Here is a 19,192-nt window from a genome sequence, read left to right as displayed (position 1 = left end):
TTAGGCTCAAAAGAGTGATGGTTGCTCCGGTTCGTCTGATGACGCTGGCTTATTTGCACGTAATTTGCGCATTAACCGCTGCCGACAAAGACGCAGCACCTCTTGTTTTTCGCCATCGCTCATTTTATTCCAGTTAAAACGCTCATCACGGCTACGAAAACAGCCGCGACAAAATCCGCGTTCGTCAGACTGGCAAATTCCCCGGCACGGGCTCTGGACGGGAAAGAACTCTAATTGCTCCGCCACTTCGCCCTCCTCAGATAAGATTATTACCACTATTGAAGCTGTTAATGCCCAAAGTAGCAACTTTGCTTGCACTAGACCGACTGGTCTACTACACTCCAACGCATGAACAAACACACCGAACATGATACTCGCGAACATCTCCTGGCGACGGGCGAGCAACTTTGCTTGCAACGTGGATTCACCGGGATGGGGCTAAGCGAATTACTAAAAACGGCTGAAGTGCCGAAAGGGTCCTTCTATCACTACTTTCACTCTAAAGAAGCGTTTGGCGTTGCCATGCTTGAGCGCCATTACGCCGCATATCACCAGCGACTGACGGAGTTGCTGCAATCCGGCGAAGGTAACTACCGCGACCGCATACTGGCTTATTACCAGCAAACACTGAACCAGTTTTGCCAACATGGAACCATCAGTGGTTGCCTGACAGTAAAACTCTCTGCCGAAGTGTGCGATCTGTCAGAAGATATGCGCAGCGCGATGGATAAAGGGGCTCGCGGCGTAATCGCCCTGCTCTCTCAGGCGCTGGAAAATGGCCGTGAGAACCATTGTTTAACCTTTTGTGGCGAACCGCTGCAACAGGCACAAGTGCTTTACGCACTGTGGCTTGGCGCGAATTTGCAGGCCAAAATTTCGCGCAGTTTCGAGCCACTGGAAAACGCGCTGGCCCATGTAAAAACCATTATTGCGACGCCTGCCGTTTAGCAGGCATTTTTTATCACCAGACCACCGGGAGCCTTTATGTCATCTGAAAAACTGTATTCCCCACTGAAAGTGGGCGCGATCACGGCGGCAAACCGTATTTTTATGGCACCGCTGACGCGTCTGCGCAGTATTGAACCGGGTGACATCCCTACCCCGTTGATGGCGGAATACTATCGCCAACGAGCCAGTGCCGGTTTGATTATTAGCGAAGCCACGCAAATTTCTGCCCAGGCAAAAGGATATGCCGGTGCGCCTGGCATCCATAGCCCGGAGCAAATTCCCGCATGGAAAAAAATCACCGCGGGAGTCCATGCTGAAAATGGTCACATGGCCGTGCAGCTTTGGCACACGGGGCGAATTTCTCACGCCAGCCTGCAGCCTGGCGGTCAGGCACCGGTAGCGCCTTCTGCACTTAGCGCGGGAACGCGTACTTCTCTGCGCGATGAAAAAGGTCAGGCGATCCGCGTTGAAACATCCATGCCACGTGCACTGGAACGGGAAGAGATTCCGGGCATCGTCAATGATTTCCGCCAGGCCATCGCTAACGCCCGTGAAGCTGGGTTTGATCTGGTGGAGCTACACTCTGCTCACGGTTATTTACTGCATCAGTTCCTTTCTCCTTCTTCAAACCATCGTACCGATCAGTACGGCGGCAGCGTGGAAAATCGCGCACGTCTGGTGCTGGAAGTGGTCGATGCCGGGATTGAAGAATGGGGAGCCGACCGCATTGGCATTCGTGTTTCGCCAATCGGTACTTTCCAGAACACGGATAATGGCCCAAATGAAGAAGCCGATGCACTGTATCTGATTGAACAACTGGGCAAACGTGGCATAGCTTACCTGCATATGTCCGAACCGGACTGGGCGGGAGGCCAACCGTATACTGACGCGTTCCGCGAAAAAGTACGCGCCCGTTTCCACGGTCCGATTATCGGCGCAGGTGCCTACACGGTAGAAAAAGCCGAAACGTTGATCGGCAAAGGATTGATTGATGCGGTGGCATTTGGTCGTGACTGGATTGCGAACCCGGATTTGGTTGCCCGCTTGCAGCGCAAAGCTGAGCTTAACCCACAGCGTGCCGAAAGTTTCTACGGTGGCGGCGCGGAAGGCTATACCGATTACCCGACGCTGTAATCCAACATTGCGAGCGGCGCAAAGCCGCCGCTATACTAAAACAACATTTTGAATCTGTTAGCCATTTTGAGGATATAAAGATGCGTCTTCTTCATACCATGCTGCGCGTTGGCGATCTGCAACGCTCCATCGATTTTTATACCAAAGTACTGGGCATGAAACTGCTGCGTACCAGCGAAAACCCGGAATACAAATACTCACTGGCGTTTGTTGGCTATGGCCCGGAAACCGAAGAAGCGGTGATTGAACTGACCTACAACTGGGGCGTGGATAAATACGAACTCGGCACTGCTTATGGTCACATCGCGCTTAGCGTAGATAACGCCGCTGAAGCGTGCGAAAAAATCCGTCAGAACGGCGGTAACGTCACCCGTGAAGCGGGTCCGGTAAAAGGCGGCACTACGGTTATCGCGTTTGTGGAAGATCCGGACGGCTACAAAATTGAATTAATCGAAGAAAAAGACGCCGGTCGCGGTCTGGGCAACTAATCTCCTGCCGGGCGTGAATTCATCGCGCCCGCATCTTTACTGCATCGACAAGTAATATTTGTCATAATGCGCGCTGCAATTTATCCGTATTAAGAGAATCAGATGTCCGATAACGCTCAACTTACCGGTCTGTGCGACCGTTTTCGTGGTTTTTATCCTGTTGTGATCGATGTTGAAACAGCTGGATTTAACGCCAAAACCGATGCGCTGCTTGAGATTGCCGCCATCACCCTGAAAATGGATGAACAAGGCTGGCTGATGCCGGACACCACGTTACATTTCCACGTCGAACCATTTGTCGGCGCAAATTTGCAGCCAGAGGCCCTCGCCTTCAACGGCATTGACCCGAACGATCCCGATCGCGGCGCGGTCAGCGAATACGAGGCGCTGCACGAAATTTTTAAAGTTGTACGTAAAGGCATTAAAGCGAGCGGCTGTAACCGTGCCATTATGGTGGCGCACAACGCCAATTTCGATCACAGCTTTATGATGGCCGCCGCAGAACGCGCCTCACTGAAACGTAACCCGTTCCACCCTTTCGCCACTTTTGACACTGCTGCACTGGCCGGGCTGGCACTCGGACAAACCGTATTGTCAAAGGCTTGCCAGACCGCTGGCATGGACTTCGACAGCACCCAGGCGCACTCCGCGCTGTACGACACCGAACGCACTGCTGTGCTGTTTTGTGAAATCGTCAACCGCTGGAAACGTCTGGGAGGCTGGCCGCTACCTGCCGCCGAAGAGGTGTAATCGAGTCGATGCCTGATGACATGCAATGATTCAGGCATCTATAGTGAGGCTATTCCACGCATCATGCATGATATTCACGGGGAATAGCGTTAATGGCAGATAATCTAAACCCTTCATCGCCCCTGCCGGACGTGTTTTCACCGGCGACCCGCGACTGGTTTCTTCGCGCCTTTAAACAGCCGACCGCTGTCCAGTCGCAAACCTGGCATGTGGCGGCGCGAGGCGAGCATGCGCTGGTGATTGCACCGACTGGCTCCGGGAAAACCCTGGCAGCATTTCTCTACGCCCTCGATCAGCTCTTCCGCGAAGGCGGCGAAGATACCCGCGAGGCGCATAAGCGTAAAACCTCACGCATTCTCTATATTTCACCGATCAAAGCTCTGGGCACCGACGTTCAGCGCAACTTGCAGATCCCGTTACAGGGTATTGCCGATGAACGGCGGCGGCGCGGCGAAACGGAAGTCAATCTTCGCGTGGGGATCCGTACTGGCGATACGCCTGCACAGGAACGCAGCAAACTCACCCGTAATCCGCCGGATATTCTGATCACCACACCCGAATCACTCTATCTGATGCTGACCTCCCGCGCGCGCGAAACGCTACGCGGCGTCGAAACGGTAATTATTGATGAAGTCCACGCGGTAGCGGGCAGTAAACGTGGTGCGCATCTGGCGTTAAGTCTGGAGCGGCTCGATGCGCTGCTCCACACCTCAGCACAGCGAATTGGCCTTTCTGCCACTGTACGCTCAGCCAGCGATGTGGCAGCATTTCTTGGTGGCGATCGCCCGGTTACGGTAGTCAACCCGCCCGCAATGCGCCATCCGCAGATACGGATTGTCGTACCGGTCGCCAATATGGATGATGTCTCATCGGTTGCCAGCGGCACCGGCGAAGACAGCCATGCCGGCCGAGAAGGCTCCATCTGGCCATATATTGAAACGGGTATCCTTGATGAAGTTTTGCGCCATCGCTCGACCATTGTCTTTACTAATTCACGCGGGCTGGCGGAAAAACTGACGGCACGATTGAATGAGCTTTACGCCGCACGCTTACAGCGTTCCCCGTCTATCGCCGTTGATGCGGCCCATTTCGAGTCGACCTCCGGCGCAACCTCTAACCGTGTACAAAGTAGCGACATTTTTATTGCCCGCTCACACCACGGCTCCGTGTCTAAAGAACAACGAGCAATCACCGAACAGGCGCTGAAATCGGGTGAATTACGCTGCGTGGTCGCAACCTCCAGTCTCGAACTGGGGATTGATATGGGCGCGGTGGATCTGGTAATTCAGGTGGCAACGCCGCTTTCTGTTGCCAGTGGGTTACAACGCATTGGACGTGCCGGACACCAGGTAGGTGGTATCTCCAAAGGGCTTTTTTTCCCCCAAACCCGACGTGACTTAGTCGATTCCGCAGTCATTGTTGAGTGTATGTTCGCAGGCAGGCTGGAAAACCTGACACCACCGCATAATCCACTCGACGTCCTTGCGCAGCAGACCGTTGCCGCCGCGGCGATGGATGCATTACAGGCAGACGAATGGTACTCCCGCGTACGCCGTGCCGCACCGTGGAAAGATCTGCCAAGACGTGTTTTTGACGCCACGCTGGATATGCTTTCCGGGCGCTATCCCTCTGGCGATTTTTCTGCTTTTCGACCAAAACTGGTCTGGAACAGGGAGACCGGGATATTGACCGCCCGACCTGGCGCTCAATTGTTGGCGGTGACCAGCGGAGGCACCATTCCGGATCGTGGCATGTATAGCGTGTTATTACCCGAGGGTGAAGAACAAGCCGGATCGCGGCGGGTGGGTGAACTGGATGAGGAGATGGTGTATGAGTCGCGGGTGAACGATATTATCACCCTTGGCGCTACCTCATGGCGGATCCAGCAAATCACCCGCGATCAGGTAATTGTGGCTCCTGCACCTGGTCGTTCTGCCCGGCTCCCTTTCTGGCGTGGTGAAGGTAACGGCCGTCCGGCTGAATTAGGTGAGATGATCGGCGATTTTCTCCATTTACTGGCAGATGGCGCTTTCTTTTCCGGGAATATTCCCCCGTGGCTGGCAGAAGAAAATACGATCGCCAATATTCAGGGGCTGATTGACGAGCAGCGCAACGCGACGGGTATTGTTCCGGGTAGTCGTCATCTGGTCCTCGAACGGTGCCGTGATGAAATTGGCGATTGGCGTATTATTTTGCATTCTCCCTATGGAAGACGGGTGCATGAACCCTGGGCGCTGGCGATTGCCGGGCGAATACATGCACTATGGGGCGCTGACGCGTCTGTGGTTGCCAGTGATGACGGCATTGTTGCGCGCATTCCTGACACCGATGGTAAATTGCCTGATGCCGCGATTTTTTTGTTTGAACCAGAAAAGTTGCTGCAAATTGTCCGCGAGGCGGTAGGCAGCTCGGCACTTTTCGCCGCCCGTTTTCGCGAATGCGCCGCGCGGGCATTATTAATGCCGGGCCGCACGCCGGGCCATCGCACCCCGCTCTGGCAACAACGGCTGCGCGCCAGTCAGTTGCTGGAAATCGCTCAGGGATATCCGGATTTTCCGGTCATTCTCGAAACCCTACGCGAATGTCTGCAAGATGTTTATGATCTTCCCGCGCTGGAACGTTTGATGCGTCGCCTGAACGGTGGCGAAATTCAAATATCCGATGTAACGACCACTACGCCCTCGCCTTTCGCCGCCAGTTTATTGTTCGGCTATGTCGCGGAATTTATGTACCAGAGCGACGCCCCGCTGGCAGAGCGCCGAGCATCCGTACTGTCGCTGGACAGCGAATTGCTGCGCAATCTACTCGGTCAGGTTGATCCTGATGAGTTACTCGACCCGCAGGTCATTCGCCTGGTGGAAGAAGAGTTGCAACGACTGGCTCCTGGCAGAAGAGCGAAAGGTGAAGAAGGATTGTTCGACCTGCTGCGCGAACTGGGGCCAATGACCGTTGAAGACCTGGCGCAACGGCATACAGGCAGCAGTGAAGAGATTGCGTCGTATCTGGAAAATCTTCTTGCAGTAAAACGAATCTTCCCGACGATGATTAGCGGGCAGGAGCGTCTTGCCTGTATGGATGATGCCGCCAGGCTGCGCGATGCCCTCGGCGTACGACTACCAGAGTCACTGCCAGAGATTTATTTGCACCGAGTCAGTTACCCGCTTCGCGACCTCTTTCTGCGCTATCTCCGGGCTCATGCTCTGGTCACGTCTGAACAACTGGCTCATGAGTTTAGCCTCGGTATTGCCATTGTCGAAGAGCAACTTCAGCAACTGCGCGAACAGGGGCTGGTGATGAATCTGCAACAAGGCATCTGGGTGAGCGATGAAGTATTTCGTCGTCTGCGTTTGCGCTCGCTGCAAGCCGCCAGAGAAGCGACACGTCCCGTTGCGGCCACGACCTATGCGCGATTGCTGCTGGAACGTCAGGGCGTATTACCCGCCACCGATGGTAGCCCGGCACTCTTTGCCTCAACATCGCCAGGCGTTTATGAGGGTGTGGATGGCGTCATGCGGGTGATCGAACAGCTTGCCGGAGTCGGTTTACCCGCCTCACTCTGGGAAAGCCAGATCCTGCCTGCCCGCGTACGCGACTATTCGCCAGAAATGCTCGATGAATTACTGGCAACCGGTGCGGTTATCTGGTCGGGGCAAAAAAAGCTGGGTGAAGATGACGGTCTGGTGGCACTGCATCTACAGGAATATGCCGCAGAATCGTTCACTCCCGCCGAAGCGAATCAGGCGAATCGTTCGGCGCTGCAGCAAGCGATAGTCACGGTTCTGGCTGACGGAGGAGCCTGGTTTGCACAACAAATCAGCCAACGGATACGCGATAAAATCGACGAATCGGTTGATCCCTCAGCCCTGCAAGAGGCGTTATGGGCGCTGGTCTGGCAAGGCGTCATCACCAGCGACATTTGGGCACCGTTACGCGCCCTCACCCGCAGCAGTACCAACACACGCACCTCAACTCGTCGCAGCCACCGGGCTCGTCGTGGACGTCCTGTCTATGCGCAACCCGTCTCGCCGCTGCTATCTTACAACACACCAAATCTGGCTGGACGCTGGTCGTTATTGCAGGTGGAGCCACTAAACGATACCGAAAGGATGCTGGCGCTGGCGGAAAATATGCTCGACCGCTACGGCATCATCAGTCGTCAGGCGGTGATAGCCGAAAATATCCCTGGCGGGTTTCCATCGATGCAAGCGCTTTGTCGAAGTATGGAAGACTCCGGGCGAATTATGCGAGGTCGTTTTGTAGAAGGTCTGGGTGGCGCGCAATTCGCTGAACGTCTGACTATTGACCGATTGCGCGATCTGGCGACACAAGCCACGCAAACGTGCCACTATACACCAGTGGCGCTCTCTGCCAACGATCCGGCTAATGCATGGGGAAATCTTCTGCCCTGGCCTGCACATCCGGCAACGCTGATACCAACGCGTCGGGCGGGTGCGCTGGTGGTAGTTTCTGGCGGCAAATTGTTACTCTATCTGGCGCAAGGTGGCAAAAAAATGCTGGTCTGGCAGGAAAAAGAGGAATTACTCGCCCCAGAGATTTTCCACGCGCTGACTACCGCACTGCGTCGCGAACCACGGCTGCGCTTTACGCTAACAGAAGTGAATGACCTACCGGTCCGGCAAACGCCGATGTTTACGCTGCTGCGTGAGGCGGGATTTTCAAGTTCGCCACAAGGACTGGATTGGGGATAGAGAAAGGACTGACGGATGCCCGTTCGCATCCGTCAGTATTGCAGGACGGATTATTCAGCGTCCGGCTCTTCAGACTTGTATTTAGCGGCAGTTTCTTTGATCAGCTGCTGCAGTTCGCCACGCTGATACATTTCGATCACGATATCACAACCGCCGACCAGCTCGCCGTCAACCCACAGTTGCGGGAAGGTCGGCCAGTTAGCATATTTCGGCAGTTCCGCACGAATGTCCGGATTCTGCAGGATATCAACATAGGCAAAACGTTCGCCACATGCGGCAAGCGCCTGGACTGCCTGGGCAGAGAAACCGCAGCTCGGCAGTTTCGGTGAACCTTTCATGTACAGCAGGATCGGGTTTTCAGCAATCTGGCGTTGGATTTTTTCGATAGTGGTGCTCATTGTCTTGCTTCCTCAAACTTCTTTACGGCAGTAATCTGACATTGTAGCGGGTCAGTGCGGCATCGGAAAATAACATTTTCATCACGCTTTTGCTATTTTATCCCTTTGTTCTATTTGTTGCATTTCAAATATTCGTTTCTTCCCTTATGCACGGCAAACTGGCGTATTTATAACCATTTTTAGCTTCCACTGCTGCATTTTTTTGCGCTCTCCGACGAAACGTATTTTTTAACAATAAAAGCTATTAACTTTCTCTTCTTCTATGCATTAGAATCATCAAGTTTTGTAAATCAGACGCAGGCATGATAGACCTGCCTTAACAGAGGGACGCTCAGTGGCGCGGATAAACCGTATTTCGATCACGCTCTGTGCTTTACTTTTTACCACCCTGCCTTTAACGCCTATGGCCCATGCTTCAAAGCAAGCCAGGGAGAGTTCTGCTACCACTCATATCACCAAAAAAGCAGATAAAAAGAAAAGCACGGCAACCACCAAAAAGACCCAGAAAGCCAGCCAGAAAACAGCGAAAAAAGCCGCCAGTAAAAGTACGACCAAAAGCAAAACCGCTTCTTCCGTTAAAAAATCTTCCATTACCGCTTCTAAAAACGCCAAAACTCGCAGCAAACACGTCGTCAATAAAACGGCCTCAGCCAGCTTTACCGAAAAGTGTACCAAACGTAAGGGCTATAAATCGCATGGTGTGAAAGTCAAAAATGCCGCGTCAGGAACCCTTGCCGACGCACACAAAGCGAAGGTGCAAAAAGCCACAAAAGTGGCAATGAATAAACTGATGCAGCAAATTGGTAAGCCATATCGTTGGGGTGGCAGCTCACCGCGTACCGGTTTTGATTGCAGCGGCCTGGTTTATTACGCTTATAAAGATTTGGTGAAAATTCGTATTCCGCGTACGGCGAATGAAATGTATCACCTGCGTGATGCAGCACCTATCGAACGTAGTGAACTGAAAAACGGCGACCTGGTCTTCTTCCGTACTCAGGGACGCGGTACAGCCGATCATGTCGGCGTGTATGTCGGCAACGGCAAATTTATTCAGTCACCGCGTACGGGTCAGGAAATTCAAATCACTTCTCTCAGTGAAGACTACTGGCAGCGCCACTATGTTGGCGCTCGCCGGGTAATGACCCCAAAAACACTTCGCTAAAACTTTACCCTGTTGTTACGGCAACAGGGTAAGTTCATCTTTTGTCTCACCTTTTAATTTGCTACCCTATCCATACGCACAATAAGGCTATTGTACGTATGCAAATTAATAATAAAGGAGAGTAGCAATGTCATTCGAATTACCTGCACTACCATATGCTAAAGATGCTCTGGCACCGCACATTTCTGCGGAAACCATCGAGTATCACTACGGCAAGCATCATCAGACTTATGTCACTAACCTGAACAACCTGATTAAAGGTACCGCGTTTGAAGGTAAATCACTGGAAGAGATTATTCGCAGCTCTGAAGGTGGCGTATTCAACAACGCAGCTCAGGTCTGGAACCATACTTTCTACTGGAACTGCCTGGCACCGAACGCGGGTGGCGAACCAACTGGAAAAGTCGCTGAAGCTATCGCCGCATCTTTTGGCAGCTTTGCCGATTTCAAAGCACAGTTTACTGATGCAGCAATCAAAAACTTTGGTTCTGGCTGGACCTGGCTGGTGAAAAACAGCGATGGCAAACTGGCTATCGTTTCAACCTCTAACGCGGGTACTCCGCTGACCACCGATGCGACTCCACTGCTGACCGTTGATGTCTGGGAACACGCTTATTACATCGACTATCGCAATGCACGTCCTGGCTATCTGGAGCACTTCTGGGCGCTGGTGAACTGGGAATTCGTAGCAAAAAATCTCGCTGCATAATAACTGATGGCAAATGCAACATTGCCTGATGCGCTTCGCTTACCATGCCAACTCGGATGAAGCGTTAACACCGCATCCGGCAAGATAAATCGCACGTTGCCAGCAACTGTAACGCAGAAGGTTATCCTTCTGCGTTTTTGTTTAATTAGCTGTTGGCAACGCAAACTGCCTCAGGTTGTTTTCTGGCTGACATAAACACCAGCAATAATGCCAGTCCCGCGACAATCGCCCCCATCACCGGCACAAAACTGTATCCCAGCCCAGCGGAAATTACCGCACCACCAGCAGCTGCTCCCAGCGCATTTCCAAGATTAAAGGCACCAATATTGACTGATGAAGACAGACCAGGCGCTTCACTGGCGACACGCATCACGCGCATCTGTAACGGCGGTACGACCGCAAAGGTTGCAGCTCCCCACACCACCATGCTAATAGCTGCGCCGAACTCATTGCGGGCCAGGAACGGGATTGCCAGCATAATCACCATCAGCAGCAACAAAAAGCCTTTCAACGTGCCGTTAACTGAACGATCTGCCAGTTTGCCGCCGAGATAGTTACCGATAGAGAATCCGACACCAATCAGCACCAGCATTGCCGTGACGAACACCGGCGTTGCGTGGGTAATGCTTTGCAGTACCGGAGAGATATAGGTGTAGAGGGTAAACATTGCACCAGCTCCCAGTACCGTCGTCAGCAATGCAGACAGCACCTGCGGACGCATTAATACCGCCAGCTCTTTTTTCACTTCAGGTCGCGCCCCTGCTCCACCTTTAGGTAATGAGAAGAACAGACTTACCATTGAAATCACGCCCAGCCCCGCCGTTGCCAGAAATGACATCCGCCAGCCGATGGTTTCGCCCAACCAGGTCGCTGCCGGAACGCCACCGATATTTGCCAGGGTTAACCCCATAAACATAGTGGCAACTGCGCTGGCCTGTTTATGTTTTGGCACCACGCTTGCGGCCACAACTGAACCCAAACCAAAAAATGCTCCGTGATTCAGGCTGGTCAAAATGCGTGAAAGCATCAGGGTCATATAATCCGGCGCGATGGCGGAAAGTACGTTGCCAAGCGTGAAAATCGCCATCAGGAAAATCAACGCACTGCGGCGGGCACGATGAGAAAGTAGAAGCGTCATCAGCGGCGCGCCCACCATTACGCCAACTGCATAGGCGCTGATTAACATTCCGGCAGCGGGAATCGAGACATCCACGCCACGCGCAATGACGGGCAACAAGCCCATTGGCGAGAACTCTGTGGTCCCGATACCAAACGCGCCAATCGCCAGCGCCAGTAACGGATAGTTAATTTTCATGCCTTATCTCCACCTCTTCGCGTCATTACGCGATATTCATTAAAGTGGCGAAAGCATGACAGCAATCACAAAAAAATGAAAATAACAAAAAGAGAAAACACTTTTGCCATTTTGCTAACAAACTGGAAGGAGATGCGAGGGAGAACGCGCTCCCTCGAGAGGAAATCAGTGCAGCGCGGCAGTCAAACCCACGGCTACGATCAAACCGAGGACGATAATCGTTGTTACCAGTGAAAATTTAAGGTCGGTGCTCATCAAGTTTTCTCCTTTTTTATTACCACACAAAAAGTGATATTACGCATTTTTACACACTGTGATGAAAAAATCTCCCGTCATTTATAATGATAAGTGTTTTTACCACTTCCCCTTTTCGTCAAGATCGGCCAAAATTCCACGCTTACACTATTTGCGTACTGGCCATTGACCCCTTCCTGACGCTCCGTGTCGTTTTTCCGGCGTACCGCAACACTTTTGTTGTGCGTAAGGTGTGTAAAGGCAAACGTTTACCTTGCGATTTTGCAGGAGCTGAAGTTAGGGTCTGGAGTGAAATGGAATGGCAACAATAAAAGATGTAGCGAAACGAGCAAACGTTTCCACTACAACTGTGTCACACGTAATCAACAAAACACGTTTCGTCGCTGAAGAAACGCGCAACGCCGTGTGGGCAGCGATTAAAGAATTACACTACTCCCCTAGCGCGGTGGCGCGTAGCCTGAAGGTTAACCACACCAAGTCTATCGGTTTGCTGGCGACCAGCAGCGAAGCGGCCTATTTTGCCGAGATCATTGAAGCGGTTGAAAAAAATTGCTTCCAGAAAGGTTACACCCTGATTCTGGGTAATGCGTGGAACAATCTTGAGAAACAGCGGGCTTATCTGTCGATGATGGCGCAAAAACGCGTCGATGGTCTGCTGGTGATGTGTTCTGAGTACCCAGAGCCGTTGCTGGCGATGCTGGAAGAGTATCGCCATATCCCAATGGTGGTAATGGACTGGGGTGAAGCAAAAGCTGACTTCACCGATGCGGTCATTGATAACGCGTTCGAAGGCGGCTACATGGCCGGGCGTTATCTGATTGAACGCGGTCACCGCGAAATCGGCGTTATCCCCGGCCCGCTGGAACGTAACACTGGCGCAGGCCGCCTTGCCGGTTTTATGAAGGCGATGGAAGAAGCGATGATCAAGGTGCCGGAAAGCTGGATTGTACAGGGTGACTTTGAACCTGAATCCGGTTATCGCGCCATGCAGCAAATACTGTCGCAGCCGCATCGCCCTACTGCCGTCTTCTGTGGTGGCGATATCATGGCAATGGGCGCACTTTGTGCTGCTGATGAAATGGGTCTGCGCGTCCCGCAGGATGTTTCGCTGATCGGTTATGATAACGTGCGCAACGCCCGCTATTTTACGCCGGCGCTGACCACGATCCATCAGCCAAAAGATTCGCTGGGTGAAACAGCGTTCAACATGCTGTTGGATCGTATCGTCAACAAACGTGAAGAACCGCAGTCCATTGAAGTGCATCCGCGCTTGATTGAACGCCGCTCCGTGGCTGACGGCCCGTTCCGAGACTATCGTCGTTAATCACCCGTTGCGGGAGTCTCTTCCGGCTCCCGCAGCCACTCCTTATTCAGCGTCTCACTATCGCCGAGATACTCAAGCAACCAGGTTAACGCAGGCGACATATCATTTTGCTGCCATGTCAGACAACATGCCGAATCCGGAAAGGGGTTTTCCAGTTCTAATGCTACCCACTTCCCCTCATTAAGCCACGGTTTGGCGAAATGTGTTGGCACCATCCCTATGCATAATCCTGCCGAGATACAGGTTGCCGATGATTCCCAGTCAGGCACGACAAGTCTTTTTTGGTTATCCAGCAACCAGGTAATACGTTTAGGTAGCGTTCGCGAGGTGTCTTCGCGCACCAATGACGGCCAGTTGCGCAACGTATCATCGCTGAACGGGCCATCCATCAACGCCAGCGGGTGGTGGCTGGCAACAACGCAACTCCAGCTTAGCATCCCCATATCCCGGAAGGCATAACGACCGCCTACCGGAATCGCGCGTGTTGCGCCAATCGCCAGTTCCACGCGCCCGTCGGAAAGCGCATCCCAGACACCGTTGAACACTTCCTGAAAGACAAGAAGTTCGACATCATCAAAATGGCGATAAAAATCAACGAGCATCTGCCGTGTACGTTCTGGCCTGACAATATTATCCACTGCGATAGCTAACTGACCGCGCCAGCCGTTCGCTATCTGCTGACATTGCTGCCGAGTGATCTGCATTTTTTTGACAACAGAGCGCCCTTCTTTGAGAAACCACGCCCCGGCAGCGGTCAGTTCCACATCACGGTGACGTCGTTCAAACAGAGGCACCGCCAGCCACTCTTCCAGCTGACGCACGGTATAGCTGACCGCAGAAGGAACGCGATGCAACTCCTGGGCTGCAGCGCTAAAACTACCATTACGCGCTACCGCATCAACAACTTCGAGTGAATATTCTGACCACATAGTCTGCCTGCAAAATTTTTGAAACCAGTCATCAAATATTACCGTTTCACAACACTAATTTCACTCCCTACACTTTGCGGCGGTGTTTAATTGAGAGATTTAGAGAATATACATGCAACCTGGGAAAAGATTTTTAGTCTGGCTGGCAGGTTTGAGCGTACTCGGTTTTCTGGCAACCGATATGTATCTGCCTGCTTTCGCCGCCATACAGGCCGACCTGCAAACGCCTGCGTCTGCTGTCAGTGCCAGCCTTAGTCTGTTCCTTGCCGGTTTTGCCGCAGCCCAGCTTCTGTGGGGGCCGCTCTCCGACCGTTATGGTCGTAAACCGGTGTTATTAATCGGCCTGACAATTTTTGCGTTAGGTAGTCTGGGGATGCTGTGGGTTGAAAACGCCGCCACGCTGCTGGTATTGCGTTTTGTACAGGCTGTGGGTGTCTGCGCCGCGGCGGTTATCTGGCAAGCGTTAGTGACGGATTATTATCCTTCACAGAAAGTTAACCGTATTTTTGCGACCATCATGCCGCTGGTGGGTCTATCTCCGGCACTGGCTCCTCTGTTAGGCAGCTGGCTGCTGGTCCATTTTTCCTGGCAGGCGATTTTCGCCACACTGTTTGCCATTACCGTGGTACTGATTTTGCCTATTTTCTGGCTTAAACCCACGACGAAGGCCCGTAACAATAGTCAGGATGCGTTGACCTTTACCGACTTACTACGTTCAAAAACCTATCGTGGCAATGTGCTGATTTACGCGGCCTGTTCAGCCAGTTTTTTTGCATGGCTGACCGGTTCACCGTTCATCCTTAGCGAAATGGGTTACAGCCCGGCAGTGATTGGTTTAAGTTATGTCCCGCAAACTATCGCGTTTCTGATTGGTGGCTATGGCTGTCGCGCCGCACTACAAAAATGGCAAGGCAAGCAGTTATTACCGTGGTTGCTGGTGCTGTTTGCTGTCAGCGTCATTGCGACCTGGGCTGCGGGCTTCATTAGCCATGTGTCGCTGGCCGAAATCCTGATCCCATTCTGTGTGATGGCGATTGCCAACGGCGCGATCTACCCGATTGTTGTCGCCCAGGCACTGCGTCCTTTCCCACATGCAACTGGTCGCGCCGCAGCGTTGCAGAACACTCTACAACTGGGTCTGTGCTTCCTCGCAAGTCTGGTAGTTTCCTGGCTTATCAGTATCAGCACGCCATTGCTCACCACCACCAGCGTGATGTTATCAACAGTAGTGCTGGTCGCTCTGGGTTACATGATGCAACGTTGTGAAGAAGTAGACTGCCAGAATCATGGCAATGCCGAAGTCGCTCATAGCGAATCACACTGATCTATATCGATATGCTTATACTTAGGCTGCTAACAAAATTTTGTTGTATGATTGAAATTAGCGGCCTATACTAATTTCGAGTTGTTAAAGCTACGATAAATATTATGTTTTTACGGGGACAGGATCGTTCCCGACTCACTATGGATGGTCATTTCGGCAAGGGTTCCTCCTTTCCCTCTGTTCTACGTCGGATTATAGACTCGCGGTTTTTTCTGCGAGATTTCTCACAAAGCCCAAAAAGCGTCTACGCTGTTTTAAGGTTCTGATCACCGACCAGTGATGGAGAAACTATGAGTTCATCGTGTATAGAAGAAGTCAGTGTACCGGATGACAACTGGTACCGTATCGCCAACGAATTACTTAGCCGTGCCGGTATAGCCATTAACGGTTCTGCCCCGGCGGATATTCGTGTCAAAAACCCCGATTTTTTTAAACGCGTTCTGCAGGAAGGCTCTTTGGGGTTAGGCGAAAGTTATATGGATGGCTGGTGGGAATGTGACCGACTGGATATGTTTTTTAGCAAAGTCTTACGCGCAGGTCTCGAGAACCAACTCCCCCATCATTTCAAAGACACGCTGCGTATTGCCAGCGCTCGTCTCTTCAATCTGCAGAGTAAAAAACGGGCCTGGATAGTCGGTAAAGAGCATTACGATTTGGGTAATGACTTGTTCAGCCGCATGCTTGATCCCTTCATGCAATATTCCTGCGCTTACTGGAAAGATGCCGATAATCTGGAATCTGCCCAGCAGGCGAAGCTCAAAATGATTTGTGAAAAATTGCAGTTAAAACCAGGGATGCGCGTACTGGATATTGGCTGTGGTTGGGGCGGACTGGCGCATTACATGGCGTCTAACTATGACGTAAGCGTGGTGGGCGTCACCATTTCTGCTGAACAGCAAAAAATGGCTCAGGAACGCTGTGAAGGCCTGGATGTCACCATTTTGCTGCAAGATTATCGTGACCTGAACGACCAGTTTGATCGTATTGTTTCTGTGGGGATGTTCGAGCACGTCGGACCGAAAAATTACGATACCTATTTTGCGGTGGTGGATCGTAATTTGAAACCGGAAGGTATATTCCTGCTCCATACTATCGGTTCGAAAAAAACCGATCTGAATGTTGATCCCTGGATTAATAAATATATTTTCCCGAACGGTTGCCTGCCCTCTGTACGCCAGATTGCTCAGTCCAGCGAACCCCACTTTGTGATGGAAGACTGGCATAACTTCGGTGCTGATTACGATACTACGTTGATGGCGTGGTATGAACGATTCCTCGCCGCATGGCCAGAAATTGCGGATAACTACAGTGAACGCTTTAAACGGATGTTTACCTATTATCTGAATGCCTGTGCAGGAGCTTTCCGCGCCCGTGATATTCAGCTCTGGCAGGTGGTGTTCTCTCGCGGAGTCGAAAACGGCCTTCGAGTCGCTCGCTAGAGGCTATTCTATCGCCCCCGCTCCGGGGGCGATTTCAGATCAGGCTTCTGTACTTGGTTGATTCATGGCATTTTCTCGTGCCGCCAGCACACGTTCTACCGTATCTACCACTGCCTGAGTTTGTGGATCGATCTCAATATTGACGCGTGCGCCGAGTTTTTTCTTCCCAAGGGTAGTGCGTTCCAGTGTTTCCGGAATTAAATGGACGCAAAAACGCGTTGGCGTTACTTCGCCGACTGTCAGGCTAATACCATCGATGCCAATAAATCCTTTGTACAGGATATATTTCATCAGCTGACTATCCTGGACTTTAAACCAGATCTGGCGATTATTTTCCGAGGTTAATATTTTAGCCACTTCAGCGGTGGTCATAATATGACCTGACATTAAGTGTCCGCCAATTTCATCGCTAAATTTCGCCGCCCGCTCAACATTTACCCAATCCCCCACGTTTAAATCGCCAAGATTGGTAATACGTAACGTTTCTTTCATCAGGTCAAAACTGACATGGTTGCCGTTAATCTCCGTCACGGTCAGGCAGCAACCGTTATGCGCCACGGACGCACCGGTTTCCAGACCGTCCAGCATGTAGTCAGGTAACTCAACCACATGTGTGCGAAAATTTGGTTTCTCGTCAATCGACACCAGTTTTGCGGTGCCCTGTACAATCCCCGTAAACATACTCACAACTCCTGAAATCAGTTAAGACATTCTGTTCAGCACAATAGCAGGTGGAAAACGCCCTTACCAGTGAAGGGGTAAGAATGGCTATTTTTTCACTGGAGAATTAATAAATCCTCGCTACAATAGACTGAATTTCCCCTGCTTCTTCTTTTTGCTGCCCATTCAGGCGGCTTTTTAGTCTCTCATATAACTACAAATAAAAGGTGTTCACGTGCAGAAGTATATCAGTGAAGCGCGTCTGTTATTAGCATTAGCAATCCCGGTGATTCTCGCGCAAATCGCCCAAACTGCGATGGGTTTTGTCGATACCGTGATGGCGGGCGGCTATAGTGCCACCGACATGGCGGCGGTCGCTATCGGTACTTCTATCTGGCTTCCGGCGATCCTCTTTGGTCACGGGCTGCTGCTGGCATTAACGCCGGTTATCGCGCAATTAAATGGTTCCGGTCGACGTGAGCGCATTGCGCATCAGGTGCGACAAGGGTTCTGGCTGGCAGGTTTTGTTTCCGTTCTTATTATGCTGGTGCTGTGGAATGCGGGTTACATTATCCGATCTATGGAAAATATCGACCCGGCTCTGGCGGACAAAGCCGTGGGTTATTTGCGTGCATTGCTGTGGGGCGCACCGGGCTATCTGTTCTTCCAGGTTGCCCGTAACCAGTGTGAAGGTCTGGCAAAAACCAAGCCGGGTATGGTGATGGGCTTTATCGGCCTGCTGGTGAACATTCCGGTGAACTATATCTTTATTTATGGTCATTTCGGTATGCCAGAGCTCGGTGGCGTTGGTTGTGGCGTAGCTACAGCGGCGGTGTATTGGGTCATGTTCCTTGCCATGGTTTCTTACATTAAACGCGCCCGCTCGATGCGCGATATCCGTAACGAAAAAGGCACCGCGAAACCCGATCCTGCGGTTATGAAACGACTGATTCAACTCGGTTTGCCGATTGCACTGGCACTGTTCTTTGAAGTAACGCTGTTTGCCGTCGTGGCTCTGTTAGTGTCTCCGCTCGGTATTGTTGATGTCGCAGGACATCAGATTGCCCTGAACTTTAGTTCACTGATGTTCGTGCTTCCCATGTCGCTGGCGGCAGCGGTAACTATCCGCGTAGGTTATCGTCTGGGTCAGGGTTCAACGCTGGATGCACAAACAGCAGCGCGGACCGGCCTTATGGTGGGTGTCTGTATGGCGACTCTGACGGCCATATTCACAGTTTCACTGCGGGAGCAAATCGCCCTCTTGTATAACGACAATCCCGAGGTTGTAACGCTGGCTGCGCATTTGATGTTGCTGGCGGCGGTATATCAGATTTCTGACTCAATCCAGGTGATTGGCAGTGGGATTTTGCGTGGTTATAAAGATACGCGTTCCATTTTCTATATCACCTTTACGGCTTACTGGGTGCTGGGCTTGCCAAGCGGCTATATTCTGGCACTGACCGATCTGGTTGTTGAGCCTATGGGGCCAGCAGGCTTCTGGATAGGGTTTATTATCGGCCTGACATCGGCAGCTATTATGATGATGCTGCGAATGCGTTTCCTGCAACGTCTGCCATCAACCATCATTCTGCAACGAGCAGCTCGCTAGTAAAGATAAGGCGCAACCTTCACGGGTTGCGCCTGTGTT

17 protein-coding genes are annotated in these 19,192 nt (G+C 52.0%); 11 read left to right on the top strand and 6 right to left on the bottom strand.

Annotated features, from left to right (window positions below; translation table 11 throughout):
* Positions 1 to 6: 6 nt before the first annotated feature.
* Positions 7 to 246 carry a DUF1289 domain-containing protein gene (locus ATB02_RS04070; protein WP_000840481.1) on the bottom strand — a complete coding sequence of 80 codons (240 nt, stop codon included), beginning with the start codon at positions 244 to 246 and terminating at the stop codon, positions 7 to 9.
* Positions 247 to 348: 102 nt separating this feature from the next.
* Here ATB02_RS04070 and nemR point away from each other — a divergent pair, with 102 nt between their 5' ends.
* The 5 genes from nemR to ATB02_RS04045 all read left to right on the top strand — a co-directional run bounded on the left by nemR (position 349) and on the right by ATB02_RS04045 (position 8,029).
* Positions 349 to 948, top strand: a complete 600-nt coding sequence (gene nemR, locus ATB02_RS04065) for a DNA-binding transcriptional regulator NemR (RefSeq protein WP_105271116.1) — start codon at positions 349 to 351, stop codon at positions 946 to 948.
* A 36-nt stretch (positions 949 to 984) separates the two neighbouring features.
* A complete protein-coding gene (gene nemA / locus ATB02_RS04060) occupies positions 985 to 2,082 on the top strand; it encodes an N-ethylmaleimide reductase (RefSeq protein WP_105271115.1) in 1,098 nt (365 codons plus the stop codon).
* Positions 2,083 to 2,162: 80 nt separating this feature from the next.
* Positions 2,163 to 2,570: a lactoylglutathione lyase gene (gene gloA, locus ATB02_RS04055; RefSeq protein ID WP_001237796.1), complete on the top strand. Its 408-nt coding sequence runs from the start codon at positions 2,163 to 2,165 to the stop codon at positions 2,568 to 2,570.
* A 102-nt stretch (positions 2,571 to 2,672) separates the two neighbouring features.
* Positions 2,673 to 3,320, top strand: coding sequence for a ribonuclease T (rnt, locus tag ATB02_RS04050; protein WP_001282281.1), 648 nt, complete (start codon positions 2,673 to 2,675; stop codon positions 3,318 to 3,320).
* A 92-nt stretch (positions 3,321 to 3,412) separates the two neighbouring features.
* Positions 3,413 to 8,029, top strand: coding sequence for an ATP-dependent helicase (locus tag ATB02_RS04045; RefSeq protein ID WP_105271114.1), 4,617 nt, complete (start codon positions 3,413 to 3,415; stop codon positions 8,027 to 8,029).
* 50 nt (positions 8,030 to 8,079) lie between these two features.
* On the opposite strand, the gene grxD is transcribed toward ATB02_RS04045, so the two are convergent.
* Positions 8,080 to 8,427 (bottom strand): monothiol glutaredoxin 4, encoded by a 348-nt coding sequence (gene grxD / locus ATB02_RS04040; RefSeq protein ID WP_000108172.1) that lies wholly within the window; start codon positions 8,425 to 8,427, stop codon positions 8,080 to 8,082.
* Between the two features lie 334 nt (positions 8,428 to 8,761).
* Here grxD and mepH point away from each other — a divergent pair, with 334 nt between their 5' ends.
* Positions 8,762 to 9,589: a peptidoglycan DD-endopeptidase MepH gene (gene mepH / locus ATB02_RS04035; protein WP_105271113.1), complete on the top strand. Its 828-nt coding sequence runs from the start codon at positions 8,762 to 8,764 to the stop codon at positions 9,587 to 9,589.
* 127 nt (positions 9,590 to 9,716) lie between these two features.
* Positions 9,717 to 10,298, top strand: coding sequence for a superoxide dismutase [Fe] (sodB, locus tag ATB02_RS04030; RefSeq protein WP_000007283.1), 582 nt, complete (start codon positions 9,717 to 9,719; stop codon positions 10,296 to 10,298).
* 145 nt (positions 10,299 to 10,443) lie between these two features.
* Here the strand turns inward: sodB and ATB02_RS04025 are convergent, their stop codons facing one another.
* Both ATB02_RS04025 and cydH read right to left on the bottom strand, forming a co-directional pair.
* On the bottom strand, positions 10,444 to 11,613 hold the full coding sequence (locus tag ATB02_RS04025; RefSeq protein WP_000701039.1) for an MFS transporter: 1,170 nt from the start codon (positions 11,611 to 11,613) through the stop codon (positions 10,444 to 10,446).
* A 165-nt stretch (positions 11,614 to 11,778) separates the two neighbouring features.
* Complete coding sequence (cydH, locus tag ATB02_RS04020) at positions 11,779 to 11,868, bottom strand: cytochrome bd-I accessory subunit CydH (protein WP_000102278.1); 90 nt, start codon at positions 11,866 to 11,868, stop codon at positions 11,779 to 11,781.
* Positions 11,869 to 12,166: 298 nt separating this feature from the next.
* Between cydH and purR the strand changes: the two genes are divergently transcribed.
* Positions 12,167 to 13,192, top strand: coding sequence for an HTH-type transcriptional repressor PurR (gene purR, locus ATB02_RS04010; RefSeq protein ID WP_000190982.1), 1,026 nt, complete (start codon positions 12,167 to 12,169; stop codon positions 13,190 to 13,192).
* Here purR and punR read toward each other — a convergent pair.
* Entirely contained in the window at positions 13,189 to 14,121 is a 933-nt protein-coding gene (gene punR, locus ATB02_RS04005; protein ID WP_105271112.1) for a DNA-binding transcriptional activator PunR, read from the bottom strand. The genes purR and punR overlap by 4 nt on opposite strands.
* Before the next feature lie 112 nt (positions 14,122 to 14,233).
* Between punR and punC the strand changes: the two genes are divergently transcribed.
* Both punC and cfa read left to right on the top strand, forming a co-directional pair.
* Entirely contained in the window at positions 14,234 to 15,445 is a 1,212-nt protein-coding gene (gene punC, locus ATB02_RS04000; RefSeq protein WP_032303133.1) for a purine nucleoside transporter PunC, read from the top strand.
* Between the two features lie 290 nt (positions 15,446 to 15,735).
* On the top strand, positions 15,736 to 16,884 hold the full coding sequence (cfa, locus tag ATB02_RS03995) for a cyclopropane fatty acyl phospholipid synthase (RefSeq protein ID WP_000098911.1): 1,149 nt from the start codon (positions 15,736 to 15,738) through the stop codon (positions 16,882 to 16,884).
* Between the two features lie 39 nt (positions 16,885 to 16,923).
* On the opposite strand, the gene ATB02_RS03990 is transcribed toward cfa, so the two are convergent.
* A complete protein-coding gene (locus ATB02_RS03990; protein ID WP_105271111.1) occupies positions 16,924 to 17,565 on the bottom strand; it encodes a riboflavin synthase subunit alpha in 642 nt (213 codons plus the stop codon).
* 214 nt (positions 17,566 to 17,779) lie between these two features.
* On the opposite strand from ATB02_RS03990, the gene mdtK reads away from it, so the two are divergent.
* The gene (mdtK, locus tag ATB02_RS03985) at positions 17,780 to 19,153 is read left to right on the top strand and encodes a multidrug efflux MATE transporter MdtK (protein WP_001174941.1); all 1,374 of its coding nucleotides are present in this window, start codon (positions 17,780 to 17,782) and stop codon (positions 19,151 to 19,153) included.
* The last annotated feature ends 39 nt before the right edge of the window (positions 19,154 to 19,192 follow it).

It is taken from the genome of Escherichia sp. MOD1-EC5189, from assembly GCF_002966045.1.
Lineage (GTDB): Bacteria > Pseudomonadota > Gammaproteobacteria > Enterobacterales > Enterobacteriaceae > Escherichia > Escherichia coli_F.
This window is presented reverse-complemented; position numbering and strand designations above follow the sequence as displayed.